Origin of the sequence: Pseudomonas sp. GM60, from assembly GCF_000282415.1 — a bacterium.
Classification (GTDB): domain Bacteria; phylum Pseudomonadota; class Gammaproteobacteria; order Pseudomonadales; family Pseudomonadaceae; genus Aquipseudomonas; species Aquipseudomonas migulae.
Genome location: NZ_AKJI01000129.1, coordinates 1 through 12,926 on the forward strand (window position 1 = coordinate 1; position 12,926 = coordinate 12,926).

At 56.3% G+C, this 12,926-nt stretch carries 10 protein-coding genes and 5 tRNA genes; 3 read left to right on the plus strand and 12 right to left on the minus strand.

What is annotated here, in order from left to right; translation table 11 throughout:
* Nucleotides 1-38: 38 nt before the first annotated feature.
* The 8 genes from PMI32_RS03495 to tig form a co-directional block, all read right to left on the minus strand.
* The gene (locus tag PMI32_RS03495) at nucleotides 39-878 is read right to left on the minus strand and encodes a DUF2242 domain-containing protein (RefSeq protein WP_008034101.1); all 840 of its coding nucleotides are present in this window, start codon (nucleotides 876-878) and stop codon (nucleotides 39-41) included.
* A 230-nt stretch (nucleotides 879-1,108) separates the two neighbouring features.
* The gene (locus PMI32_RS03490; RefSeq protein ID WP_008034102.1) at nucleotides 1,109-2,980 is read right to left on the minus strand and encodes a SurA N-terminal domain-containing protein; all 1,872 of its coding nucleotides are present in this window, start codon (nucleotides 2,978-2,980) and stop codon (nucleotides 1,109-1,111) included.
* A gap of 102 nt (nucleotides 2,981-3,082) precedes the next feature.
* Nucleotides 3,083-3,160, minus strand: a tRNA-Leu gene (locus tag PMI32_RS30355).
* A 53-nt stretch (nucleotides 3,161-3,213) separates the two neighbouring features.
* Nucleotides 3,214-3,486 (minus strand): HU family DNA-binding protein, encoded by a 273-nt coding sequence (locus tag PMI32_RS0129220; RefSeq protein WP_002552737.1) that lies wholly within the window; start codon nucleotides 3,484-3,486, stop codon nucleotides 3,214-3,216.
* A 147-nt stretch (nucleotides 3,487-3,633) separates the two neighbouring features.
* Nucleotides 3,634-6,030: an endopeptidase La gene (gene lon, locus PMI32_RS03485; RefSeq protein WP_008034103.1), complete on the minus strand. Its 2,397-nt coding sequence runs from the start codon at nucleotides 6,028-6,030 to the stop codon at nucleotides 3,634-3,636.
* 162 nt (nucleotides 6,031-6,192) lie between these two features.
* Nucleotides 6,193-7,476 (minus strand): ATP-dependent Clp protease ATP-binding subunit ClpX, encoded by a 1,284-nt coding sequence (gene clpX / locus PMI32_RS03480; protein WP_007946893.1) that lies wholly within the window; start codon nucleotides 7,474-7,476, stop codon nucleotides 6,193-6,195.
* 112 nt (nucleotides 7,477-7,588) lie between these two features.
* Entirely contained in the window at nucleotides 7,589-8,224 is a 636-nt protein-coding gene (gene clpP, locus PMI32_RS03475) for an ATP-dependent Clp endopeptidase proteolytic subunit ClpP (protein WP_008034105.1), read from the minus strand.
* A gap of 93 nt (nucleotides 8,225-8,317) precedes the next feature.
* Nucleotides 8,318-9,628, minus strand: coding sequence for a trigger factor (gene tig, locus PMI32_RS03470; RefSeq protein ID WP_032829143.1), 1,311 nt, complete (start codon nucleotides 9,626-9,628; stop codon nucleotides 8,318-8,320).
* A 140-nt stretch (nucleotides 9,629-9,768) separates the two neighbouring features.
* On the opposite strand from tig, the gene PMI32_RS30360 reads away from it, so the two are divergent.
* Complete coding sequence (locus tag PMI32_RS30360) at nucleotides 9,769-9,984, plus strand: hypothetical protein (RefSeq protein ID WP_157214380.1); 216 nt, start codon at nucleotides 9,769-9,771, stop codon at nucleotides 9,982-9,984.
* A gap of 45 nt (nucleotides 9,985-10,029) precedes the next feature.
* Here the strand turns inward: PMI32_RS30360 and PMI32_RS03465 are convergent.
* The 4 genes from PMI32_RS03465 to PMI32_RS03450 all read right to left on the minus strand — a co-directional run bounded on the left by PMI32_RS03465 (nucleotide 10,030) and on the right by PMI32_RS03450 (nucleotide 10,506).
* Nucleotides 10,030-10,105: transfer RNA gene (locus PMI32_RS03465), tRNA-His, on the minus strand.
* A gap of 77 nt (nucleotides 10,106-10,182) precedes the next feature.
* Nucleotides 10,183-10,267 (minus strand) — tRNA-Leu (locus tag PMI32_RS03460).
* A gap of 54 nt (nucleotides 10,268-10,321) precedes the next feature.
* A tRNA-His gene (locus PMI32_RS03455) sits at nucleotides 10,322-10,397 on the minus strand.
* A 32-nt stretch (nucleotides 10,398-10,429) separates the two neighbouring features.
* Nucleotides 10,430-10,506: transfer RNA gene (locus PMI32_RS03450), tRNA-Arg, on the minus strand.
* Between the two features lie 275 nt (nucleotides 10,507-10,781).
* On the opposite strand from PMI32_RS03450, the gene folD reads away from it, so the two are divergent.
* A complete protein-coding gene (gene folD, locus PMI32_RS03445; RefSeq protein ID WP_008034109.1) occupies nucleotides 10,782-11,636 on the plus strand; it encodes a bifunctional methylenetetrahydrofolate dehydrogenase/methenyltetrahydrofolate cyclohydrolase FolD in 855 nt (284 codons plus the stop codon).
* A gap of 238 nt (nucleotides 11,637-11,874) precedes the next feature.
* Nucleotides 11,875-12,813: a D-alanyl-D-alanine endopeptidase gene (pbpG, locus tag PMI32_RS03440; protein WP_008034113.1), complete on the plus strand. Its 939-nt coding sequence runs from the start codon at nucleotides 11,875-11,877 to the stop codon at nucleotides 12,811-12,813.
* Nucleotides 12,814-12,926: the final 113 nt, after the last annotated feature.

Below are 12,926 nucleotides of genomic sequence, written 5' to 3' on the forward strand. Positions count from 1 at the left end.
GACAGGGGGGGAGCCGATCCCGGAACGTCAGTCACCGATTATTGGCTGGTCACAGGCATGGCAGGAATCGGCTCGCTCGGAGGAGGCAAATTCGACTGCGCCGGTGGCGTGACGTTTTCCGTCGACGGTGCCGCCGATTCAGCGTTCTCGACCGGTGCAACCGGTGCGGGCTCAGGTGGCGGTGCAACCGGTTCCGCAGCAGGTGCCGGCGCAGGCTCGGCTGCCGGAGCAGGAGCAGGAGCTGGAGCTGATTGAGCGGCAGAGGCCGGCTCAGGCGCCGGTGCGGCCTTGGCTTCAGGCACGCCCAGATCGGTTTTCGGCTTTTCGACGATGTGCGCGGCTTTTTTCGCTTCCGGCGGCAGGAACAATTCGACCAGGGCGAAGAAACGCTCGTAGAACTTCGCCGACGAGACGGTTTCGCTGGCGACCTTGACCATCGAGTCGTCGGACGAGCCGATCGGCATCGATACCGAACCCAACACACCGACACCGAGGCTCGCGGAGTTGTTGGTCTTCTTCAGCGCGTAGCGATCCTGCAAGGCGTTGGCGAACATGGTCGCGTGATGGCCTTCGCTGCCATCATCGGCACAGACCACACTGAAGCTGATCTCCATGTGGGTCTCACCGGTCTGTTGGAAGCTCTTGTGACCACTGATCAGCTTCGGGTCGTTGCTGGTGATGATGTAACCCTGGCTGAGCAACGCGCGACGGGCGGCTTCGCAGGATTGCGCATCGGTAACCGGGTAATTGCGGGAAAAGGTTCCGGAGTCGTCGAAGTTCTCATGCTCATAGATCGGGGCTTTTTTCGAAGAGCAACCGGCCGCGACGGCCAGCACTAACGCCAGCCCGACAACCCGCACGGGAAATGATTTAAACATTGAGCATCCTGAGAAAAACAGTCCGGGGCGTATTGTGCAACAGATCGATGCTTAGCGTCGCATCGATTAGTGTCTTGAAACAGTTACAAGTGTAATGACTGCCATTTACAGGAAAAAGTCGCCCGGAAAAACCTCAGCCGACGGACAGCCCCTGCCCGCTTTTTCTGCGCCCACAAAAAACCCCGGCGGTTTGGCCGGGGTCTTTGTGTCGCGGGAAACTCAGTCAGGCATCAGAAACGCTTGATGTCCGCTTCGGCTTCCAGCTGCTTGCGGTAGGCCGCAAAGTCTTGCTGGCCAATGCGCGAGGCGAGGAAGCGACGGTATTGAGCCTTCTCTTCGTCGGTCGGCGCAGCGGCTTCGTTGACGCCGTTCAGACGCACGATCACCAGGCTACCATCGGCCAGGGTCACGCTGCTGAAGGTCGGCTTGTCTTTGGCAACCGGCTTCGGCATGCGGAACAACGCTTGCAGCACAGTCGGGTCAATCCCTTCCTGAGCGCGATTCGCCGCAGCGGTGACTTTCCAGCTCTGACCGTCAATCGCCTTGTCCAGCGGCGTCTTGCCCTCGCGCAGGCCGGCAATCAGCTCATCAGCCTTGGTCTTGGCGGCAGCACTGGCGTGCTCCTTGGCCAATTGCCCACGGATGGCGGCAGATACGCTTTCCAGCGGCAGTTGCGCAGGCTTCAGGTGTTCCTTGGCGCGCAACACGATCACGGTTTCCGGATCGAGCTCGATGGCGGTGCTGTTGGCACCCTCATCCAGCACTTCAGGACTGAACGCGGCAGCGATCACCGCACGGTTGGCTGCAACGCCGTCGCCACCTTCCCGGCCGAACGGCTTGGAGGTGTGAACGGTCAGTTTCAGGTCCTGTGCCGGCTGGACCAGATCGGAAGATTCGAACGACGAGTCTTCCAGTTGCTTGGTCGCCTCGACGAAACGCTGCTCGACCTGCTGGGTTTTCAGCTCTTTGGTCAGCTTGTCTTTCAGGCTGGCGAGGGTCGGAACTTCCGGTGCCTCGACACCCAACAGCTTGATCAGGTGGAAACCGAAATCAGTACGAACCGGGGCCGAAACCTGGTCCTTGGCCAACGCATACAGCGCGGTTTCGAACGCTGGATCGTAGACGCCAGGGCCTGCGTAACCGAGGTCACCACCGTTGTTCGCCGAACCTGGATCCTGGGAGAACTCCTTGGCCAGGGCCTCGAACTTCTCGCCTTTGGCCAGACGGGCCTGAACTTCTTCGATCTTGGCCTTGGCTTGCGCCTCGGTCACCTTGCCGTTCACTTCAATCAGAATGTGCGCCGCCCGACGTTGCTCGGACAGGTTGGCGATTTCTTTCTGATACGCCGCTTGCAGGTCCTCGTCTTTCACCGCGACCTGATCAAAGAAGGAAGACTTCTTCAACTCGAGGTAATCGATGATCACCTGATCCGGCGTCATGAATTCCTTGGCGTGTTCGTCGTAGTAGGCCTTGACCTCATCGTCGGTCAGCTTCACAGCCGCCGGGTCAGCCTTGACGTTCAGGGTAGCGAAATCGCGGGTCTGTTTTTCCAGACGGGCGAAGGCCAGCACCTGTGCGTCGGTAACGAAACCGCTGCCTGCCAGGCCAGCGCGCAGTTGGCCGATCAGCATTTCCTGAGCCAGCATCTGGCGGAATTGCATGCGGCTGTAGCCGAGCTGACGAATAACCTGATCGAAACGCTCGGAGCTGAACTTGCCGTCCACCTGGAACTCAGGGGTTTGCAGGATCACTTGGTCCAAAGCCGCTTCGGAAAAAGCGAATTTCGAGTTTTCTGCGCCTTGCAGCAGCAGCTTGCGGTCGATCAAGCCTTTGAGGGCCGATTCGCGCAGCATTTTTTCGTCGAGCAAGGAAGCATCGAAATCCTTGCCCAGCTGTTGCATGAGTTGACGGCGTTGCATATCGACCGCCTGGCTCAGCTCGTTCTGGCTGATTTCTTCGCCGTTGACCTTGGCCGCATCGTTACGATGGGTGGTGGCCTGAAAAATGGCGTCGAAACCGGTCAAAGCCATCAGTGCAACGATGACCCCGATAATGGTCTTGGCAATCCAGCCTTGTGAATTGTCCCTGATATTCTGCAGCATGCGTCCCCCAGAAACGGTTGAACTTCAAAATTAGGCAACCGTGGAGCGTGGGTAGAATCCGGATAGAAGAAAGGCGCATCCGAGGATGCGCCTTCTCGTAACTGGCGGAGCGGACCAAGGGTTCGAACTTGCGACCCTCGGTGTCTCGGACCGGCAACTTGCCGACTGGACTACCGCTCCGCTGCCAGGTCAGGCATGACCCCGACCCGGATAGGCAAAAACCTGAATCGAACTTAGTTGACAGCTTCTTTCAGTGCTTTACCGGCTTTGAAACCTGGTTTTTTGGCTGCTGCGATTTCCAGTGTCTTACCGGTCTGTGGGTTACGACCAATGCGAGCTGGACGATCAGTCACGGAGAAAGTACCGAAACCAACCAGAACAACAGAGTCGCCAGCCTTGAGAGCGCCAGTGACGGATTCGATTACAGCGTCCAGCGCACGGCCAGCAGCAGCTTTCGGGATATCAGCGGATGCAGCGATAGCATCAATCAGTTCCGACTTGTTCACTCTAAGTCCCCTTATATCTATTTGAGTATGATTCTAAGTTTTTTGGTGAAAGCAAAAACGAGTGCTGAATGGCCTACAGACACTTAAGAGCCGCTTTATAACAAGGGCTCTAAAAAGCTGTCAACAAGCCCTCCAGGCAAATGCGTACTAATGCGTGCTAATTCTTTCCTTAGAGTCAGACTCGCGTTTTTCATCCTTTGCAACTATCTCCGGAGCTACATCGGGCAAGGGCTCCGGCGCGTATTGCAGCGCAATTTGCAGGACCTCGTCAATCCATTTAACCGGTTTAATCTGCAGATCTTGCTTGATATTGTCAGGAATTTCCTTCAGATCGCGTACGTTCTCTTCAGGAATGATCACCGTCTTGATCCCGCCACGGTGGGCAGCAAGCAGTTTTTCTTTCAGACCGCCAATCGCCAGCACTTGACCGCGCAAGGTGATTTCACCCGTCATGGCCACGTCAGCGCGCACCGGGATCCCGGTCAACGCCGACACCAGGGCCGTGCACATGCCTACACCGGCGCTAGGGCCGTCCTTCGGGGTCGCCCCTTCCGGCATGTGGATGTGCGTGTCGCGCTTCTCGTGGAAGTCCAGGGGAATGCCCAGGCTCTTCGCGCGGCTGCGGACAACGGTCAAGGCAGCGGTGATCGATTCGACCATCACGTCACCCAGCGAACCGGTCTTGATCAACTGGCCTTTGCCCGGTACGACAGCGGCTTCGATGGTCAGCAATTCGCCGCCCACCTGAGTCCATGCCAAACCGGTCACCTGACCGATCTGATCCTGCGATTCAGCCAGGCCGTAGCGGAATTTACGCACGCCCAGGAAGTGCTCCAGCATGTCGGCAGTGACCTTCACCGAGAAGCGTTTTTCCAGTGCATGTTCTTTGACCGCCTTGCGGCAAACCTTGGCAATCTGGCGCTCCAGCCCACGTACACCGGCTTCGCGGGTGTAGTAGCGGATGATGTCGCGGATCGCTTCGGCGTCGAATTCCAGCTCGCCTTTCTTCAAACCGTTGGCCGTGATCTGCTTCGGCGAAAGGTATTTGACGGCGATGTTGATCTTCTCGTCTTCGGTGTAACCCGGCAGACGAATCACTTCCATCCGGTCGAGCAGCGCCGGCGGAATATTCATCGAGTTCGAGGTGCACAGGAACATCACATCGGACAGGTCGTAATCGACTTCCAGATAGTGATCGTTGAAGTTGTGGTTCTGCTCCGGATCGAGCACTTCCAGCAACGCCGACGCTGGATCGCCACGCATGTCGCTGCCCATTTTGTCGATTTCATCGAGCAGGAACAGCGGGTTGCGGACGCCCACTTTTGTCATCTTTTGAATCAATCTTCCTGGCATCGAACCGATATAAGTCCGGCGATGACCACGAATTTCCGCTTCATCGCGCACACCACCGAGGGCCATGCGCACGAATTTACGGTTGGTGGCGTGAGCAATCGACTCCGCCAGCGAGGTTTTACCCACGCCAGGAGGACCGACCAGGCACAACACCGGGCCACGAATCTTCTTCACGCGCTTCTGCACGGCGAGGTATTCGAGGATGCGTTCTTTGACTTCTTCCAGGCCGTAGTGGTCGGCGTCGAGGATGTCTTCGGCACGCGCCAGGTCCAGACGCACTTTGCTCTGAGCCTTCCACGGCACCTGAACCAGCCAGTCGATGTACGAACGCACCACGGTCGCTTCCGCGGACATTGGCGACATTTGTTTCAGCTTGTTCAGTTCGGCCTGGGCCTTGGCCAAGGCGTCTTTCGGCAGGCCGGCGGCATCGATGCGCTTTTTCAGCTCTTCGATTTCGTTGTGGCCTTCATCGCTGTCGCCGAGTTCTTTCTGAATGGCCTTCATCTGCTCATTCAGGTAGTACTCGCGCTGGCTGCGCTCCATTTGTTTTTTGACGCGACCGCGAATGCGTTTTTCGACTTGCAGCAGGTCGATTTCGGCATCCAGCAACGCCAAGACGTGCTCGACCCGGGCCGACAAATCGATGATTTCGAGAATTTCCTGCTTCTGCTCGATCTTCAGGGCCATGTGCGCGGCCATGGTATCGACCAGGCGGCCTGGCTCGTCGATGCTATTGAGCGACGACAGGACTTCAGCGGGGACTTTCTTGCCCAGCTGCACATATTGTTCGAACTGAGCCAGCAGGCTGCGGACAAACACTTCCGACTCGCGCTCAGGTGCATCGACTTCATCGATCAAGGAGACTTCGGCACGGCAGTGGCCATCCACTTCGCTGAAGCGCTCCACGGCGCCGCGCTGCTCACCTTCGACCAGAACCTTGACCGTGCCGTCAGGCAGCTTGAGCAACTGCAGAACGGTAGCGATCGTACCTACGCGATAAAGAGCTTCTTCACCGGGATCGTCGTCAGCAGGGTTTCTCTGGGCCAGCAGAAGGATCTGCTTGTCGCCCGTCATCGCTGCCTCAAGGGCTTCGATGGATTTCTCGCGCCCCACGAACAGCGGGATAACCATGTGCGGATAAACCACGACATCACGCAATGGCAGGAGAGGCAATTCGATGGTTGTCTTCATGATTTCGCCTCTACGGCGGCCATAAGGCCGTAAACAGATGGAAGTAAGCTTGAAACCAAGATGGGGGCTGCCTTGAAAAAAAACAAGCGCAAAGAGGACGTTAAAAATGGTTTAAAAGAAAAGGGGCCCGAAGGCCCCTTCTTTATTCCAGCTGCGTGACGCTTAAGCGTCTGGCGCGGCCTTGGCAGCCGGCTCACTGTTTTCGTAGATATACAGTGGCTTGGACTTGCCTTCTATAACGCTTTCATCGATCACTACTTTACTCACCTCGGACTGCGAGGGGATTTCATACATAGTGTCGAGCAATACACCTTCGAGAATCGAGCGCAGTCCACGGGCACCGGTCTTGCGTTCCAAGGCACGTTTGGCGACCGATTTGAGTGCGTCGGCCCGGAATTCCAGGTCCACGCCTTCCATCTCGAACAGCTTGGCATACTGTTTGGTCAGAGCATTTTTCGGCTCGGTGAGGATCTGCATCAATGCAGCTTCATCAAGCTCGTCCAGCGTTGCAAGAACCGGCAGACGACCGACGAATTCCGGGATCAGACCGAACTTGACCAGATCGTCAGGCTCGACTTCACGCAGGGATTCACCGACTTTCTTGCCTTCTTCCTTGCTGCGCACTTCTGCGTTGAAACCGATGCCGCCCTTGGTGGAACGGTTTTGAATAACCTTTTCCAGACCAGAGAATGCGCCGCCGCAGATGAACAGGATGTTACGGGTGTCAACCTGAAGGAATTCCTGCTGCGGATGCTTGCGACCACCTTGAGGCGGAACGGAAGCGACCGTACCTTCGATCAGCTTGAGCAGGGCCTGCTGCACGCCTTCACCGGAAACGTCCCGGGTGATCGACGGGTTGTCAGACTTGCGCGAGATCTTGTCGATCTCATCGATGTAGACAATGCCCATCTGGGCTTTTTCTACGTCGTAATCGCACTTCTGCAACAGCTTCTGAATGATGTTCTCGACATCTTCACCCACATAACCCGCCTCGGTGAGGGTGGTTGCGTCGGCGATGGTGAACGGAACGTTCAACAAGCGGGCCAGTGTTTCGGCAAGCAGGGTTTTACCCGAGCCTGTCGGGCCGATCAGCAAGATGTTGCTCTTGCCGAGTTCGACGTCGTCATTCTTTTTGTCACGCTGGTTCAGGCGCTTGTAGTGGTTGTACACCGCTACAGCCAGAACCTTTTTTGCACGCTCCTGACCAATCACGTACTGATCAAGGATGCCGCTGATTTCTTTAGGCGAAGGCAATTTATGCGCGCTGCTTTCCGCCTGGGCTTCCTGCACCTCCTCTCGGATGATGTCATTGCACAGGTCGACGCACTCGTCGCAGATAAAGACCGAGGGGCCGGCAATCAATTTGCGCACTTCATGCTGGCTTTTGCCACAGAAGGAGCAATAGAGCAGCTTGCCGTTGTCCTCGCCGTTGCGGGTGTCAGTCATTCGTTCGATCCAAATCCGATAGGCTTGCAACACAAGATGAAGGCTATTGCGGGCTTTTTCAAGCCCGCTGGTGATCGGACCAGCCGACCCGCCTTATTTTGAGCTGCTTATATTAAGCGGGGCGCTGGGTGATCACTTCATCGATCAACCCGTATTCACGCGCGGCTTCTGCACTCATGAAATTGTCGCGGTTGGTATCGCGCTCGATCTCTTCAAGCGTGCGCCCGCTATGCTTGGCCATCAGCGTGTTGAGACGCTCACGAATGAAGAGGATTTCCTTGGCATGGATTTCGATATCCGAAGCCTGCCCCTGGAAACCGCCCAGTGGCTGGTGAATCATCACGCGTGAGTTCGGCAGGCAGTAACGCTTGCCAGGAGCACCGGCGGTCAGCAGGAATGCGCCCATGCTGCAGGCCTGACCGATACAGGTGGTCGACACGTTAGGCTTGATGAACTGCATGGTGTCGTAGATCGACATGCCCGCCGTCACCGAACCGCCCGGGGAGTTGATATAGAGATGGATGTCCTTGTCCGGGTTTTCCGCTTCAAGGAACAGCAGCTGCGCACAAATCAGGTTGGCCATGTAGTCCTCTACCGGACCCACCAGAAAGATCACCCGCTCCTTGAGAAGACGCGAGTAAATGTCGTAGGCGCGCTCGCCACGAGCAGACTGCTCGACAACCATCGGGACCAGGCCGCCTGCGGCCTGGATATCAGAGTTCTGCTGAATATACGAATTACGGAACATGCTCTGCAGTCACTCCCAAATAGTTATGTCTTGAATACGCATAAGCCAGCACGAAGGCTGGCTTATGGTGTGTGCTTCTTACCGCAGAAAAGATCAGTCGGCTTGTGGAGCTTCTACCGGCTTGACCGCTTCTTCGTAAGAGACCGATTTGTCGGTCACGCTAGCTTTCTGCAGAACAGTATCCACAACTTGCTCTTCCAGCACAACCGAACGGACTTCGTTCAGTTGCTGCTCGTTCTTGTAGTACCAGGACACAACCTGCTCAGGCTCTTGGTAGGCCGAAGCCATTTCCTGGATCATTTCGCGAACGCGGGCTTCGTCAGGCTTGAGGTCGAATTGCTTGACCACTTCAGCCACGATCAGACCCAGAACAACGCGACGCTTGGCTTGCTCTTCGAACAGCTCGGCCGGCAGTTGATCAGGCTTGATGTTGCCGCCGAACTGCTGAACAGCCTGCACGCGCAGACGGTCAACTTCGTTGGACAGCAGAGCCTTTGGCACTTCGATCGGGTTGGTGGCCAGCAGACCGTCCATTACCTGATTCTTGACCTTGGATTTGATTGCCTGACGCAGCTCACGCTCCATGTTCTTGCGAACTTCGGCGCGGAAGCCTTCCAGACCGGTTTCCTTGATGCCGAATTGAGCGAAGAATTCTTCGTTCAGCTCAGGCAGTTTTGGCTCGGAAACAGTGTTCACAGTCACGGTGAACTCAGCGGTTTTGCCCGCCAGGTCCAGGTTCTGATAGTCAGCTGGGAAGGTCAGGTTCAGAACGCGCTCTTCGCCGGCTTTAGCGCCAACCAGACCGTCTTCGAAACCCGGGATCATGCGGCCGGAACCCAGAACCAGCTGAGTGCCTTTGGCGGAACCGCCAGCGAACACTTCACCGTCAACCTTGCCGACGAAATCGATGTTCAGCTGGTCGTCGCTCTGAGCGGCGCGATCGGCCACTTCGAAACGGGTGTTCTGCTTGCGCAGCACGTCCAGCATTTTGTCCAGATCGGCGTCAGCCACGTCAGCGCTCAGGCGCTCAACGGTGATGCCTTCGAAACCGGCAACGGTGAACTCTGGGAACACTTCGAAAATCGCGACGTATTCCAGGTCTTTGCCAGCTTCCAGGGATTTCGGCTCGATCGAAGGAGCGCCAGCCGGGTTCAGCTTTTGCTCAACTACGGCTTCGTAGAAAGAGGACTGGATGACGTCGCCGACAGCTTCCTGACGTGCATCAGCACCAAAACGGCGCTTGATTTCGCTCATCGGCACTTTGCCTGGACGGAAACCAGCGATCTTGGCCTTTTGGGCGGTCTGCTGCAGACGCTTGTTGACCTGAGTCTCGATGCGCTCAGCCGGCACGGTGATGCTCATGCGGCGCTCAAGAGCAGAAGTATTTTCAACAGAAACTTGCATGGATATTCCTCGTTGCACAGACGTTGGCCGGCCGTTTCCGACCCCAGAATCAAGGGCATGCATTCTAGTAGGTCAAACTCAAGAAGTCACCCTACTGAAAACGGGTAACAACGCAGCAGGCAATTTATAGGTGCGAATGCATGAATGCATCTCGCCCCGGTGGCAAATACAGCCAATCATGCCAGGGCTCTGCGCCAACCCTTCTATATATAGAAGCGATTGCCAGGCATCCCCTGACAGCCGATCTCGCGAGCAAGACCGACGAGCAGCACGGCATCATCGAGAAACAAAAATACGACGAAACGCCCTGCGCCTGCGACCCAGAACCTGCAGTCGCGAAACACTCGAACCACTAAAACAAAAAAGGCGCCAGACTGTTAAATCTGGCGCCTTTCGGAATATGGGGTGGACGATGGGGATCGAACCCACGACAACGGGAGTCACAATCCCGTGCTCTACCAACTGAGCTACGCCCACCATATTGCGTAACAAAGAAGCCAAACAACTTCTTCGTTGAGCTCCAGCCAAGCCAGTGGCCTGAATGAAGCTTTATTTGGTGCGGATGAAGAGACTCGAACTCTTACGCCTCGCGGCGCTGGAACCTAAATCCAGTGTGTCTACCAATTCCACCACATCCGCATGTAGCCGTTAAAGCAAAGGCGCCAGACTGTTAATCTGGCGCCTTTCGAAATATGGGGTGGACGATGGGGATCGAACCCACGACAACGGGAGTCACAATCCCGTGCTCTACCAACTGAGCTACGCCCACCATATCGCGTTACTTGTGCCAAAGCTGCCTAATGGCGCACCCGGCAGGACTCGAACCTGCGACCATCCGCTTAGAAGGCGGATGCTCTATCCAGCTGAGCTACGGGCGCCTTGTTAATCTGTACCCTTGAAGGACTACAAACTAAGTGCTTTCCAGCCTTGCAGAATCGTAATTCCACTCGACCTTCTTAACCAGTGCTAGGCTGTGCCCGACAAGTGCGACGAATAGTATAGAGCCCCCCGTAGGGCGTCAAATCCTTTTTAAAAAAAATTCATTTAATTAAAGGGGTTAGAGGAATTTGCAGACCAAGCGCCTTTGCCCTCACCTCATGACATGCGAGAATGCGTTCTCTTTTTTTCCCCTCTCGATGGTTAATCACGCGCAATGACTGCACAACTAATCGACGGCAAATCGATCGCCGCCAGCCTGCGCCAGCAGATCGCCAAACGCGTCACCGAGCGTCGCCAGCAAGGCCTGCGCACTCCCGGTCTCGCGGTGATCCTGGTCGGCAGCGATCCTGCCTCTCAGGTTTATGTCTCGCACAAGCGTAAAGACTGTGAAGAGGTCGGCTTCATTTCCCAAGCCTACGACCTGCCTTCCGAAACCACTCAAGAAGCGCTGACCGCCCTGATCGATCGCCTTAACGACGACCCGGCAATCGACGGCGTTCTGCTTCAGCTTCCGTTGCCTGAACACCTGGACGCGTCCAAATTGCTGGAACGCATTCGTCCGGACAAAGACGTCGACGGCTTCCATCCTTATAACGTCGGTCGTCTGGCCCAGCGCATTCCGCTGCTGCGCCCTTGCACGCCCAAAGGGATCATGACCCTGCTGGAAAGCACCGGGGCCGATCTTTACGGGATGGACGCAGTGGTCGTCGGCGCCTCCAACATTGTCGGGCGACCGATGGCGATGGAATTGCTGCTGGCCGGTTGCACCGTGACCGTGACCCACCGCTTCACCAAGGATCTGGCAGGCCACGTCGGTCGCGCCGATCTGGTGGTGGTCGCCGCCGGCAAGCCGGGCCTGGTCAAGGGTGAATGGATCAAGGAAGGCGCGATCGTGATCGACGTCGGTATCAACCGTCAGGAAGACGGCAAACTGGTCGGCGACGTGATCTACGAAACCGCCCTGCCCCGCGCTGGCTGGATCACTCCAGTACCGGGCGGCGTCGGCCCGATGACCCGCGCCTGCCTGCTGGAAAACACGCTGTATGCAGCGGAAACGCTGCACAGCTGAGTTCACGCCTCGATCCAGGCAACGAACAAAAGAACCCCGCCAATGGCGGGGTTCTTTTTGCCCGGGGAATGACACGACCACTCGCCGGAAACCTGCTGTTTTGTAGGGCTTTTCAAGGACTTTGACTTGTTGATTGAACAACCATCGACAGTTCTTCAGCCATACTCCTAAAATGCGTCGTTTTTAAAGCAACAGCCCGTTACAAAACGGCTAATCCACACCTTATGAGTCTGCCAGCGTGAAAATCCGTCTTTCCATCCTGAGCCTATTTTTTGTATTTACAGGGACGTTCATCACGCCAACGGTCAATGCTGCTGAAACCACCGCGGCACCTCGAGATACGAAACAACTCAAGCTGGCTTCCGGCAGCTCTTTGCTGCTGGATATGCAGACCAACAAAGTCATCTATGCCAGCAACCCCGATGTGGTTGTTCCTATCGCCTCCGTCAGCAAATTGATGACCGGTCTTGTCGTGGTTGAAGCCAGGCAGAACATGGACGAGTACATCAATATCAACATCAGCGATACGCCAGAAATGAAAGGCGTGTTTTCCCGGGTGAAACTCAAAAGCGAATTGCCGCGCAGGGAAATGCTGCTGATCGCGCTGATGTCCTCGGAAAACCGCGCAGCCGCGAGCCTGGCCCACCACTATCCGGGCGGCTATGTCGCATTCATTGCCGCGATGAACGCCAAGGCCAAGGCGCTGGGCATGACCAGCACCCACTTCGTCGAACCGACCGGCCTCTCCCCTCGTAACGTTTCTACCGCACGCGACCTGAGCAAATTGCTGATCGCGGCGCACAAGTACCCGTTATTGACCGAGTTGAGCACCACCAAGGAAAAAACCGTCTCGTTTCGCAAACCCAATTACAGCCTGGGTTTTCGCAACACCGACCATCTGGTCGGCAAGCCGAACTGGGACATCAAGTTGACCAAAACCGGTTTCACCAACGAAGCGGGTCACTGCCTGGTGCTGGTGACCAGCATGGGTAATCGTCCGGTGGCGCTGGTGATTCTCGATGCGTACGGCAAGTACACGCACTTCGCCGATGCCAGTCGTATTCGCAACTGGGTCGAGACCGGCAAGGGCGCCAATGTTCCGTCTGAGGCCTTGCAGTACAAGTCGGAGAAGAACCTCAAGCACCGTCAGAGTGGTGTGGTTGAGGCTTCGAAGTAGTTGGGGATATATCCGTTTCTTCGGTAACGGCGGCTATTGGTTTCGCTCTTACAGCGAGTCACTTTGGAAAAGCCCCAAAGTAACCAAAGGGCTCTTGCCCCTTTCGTTCGGTG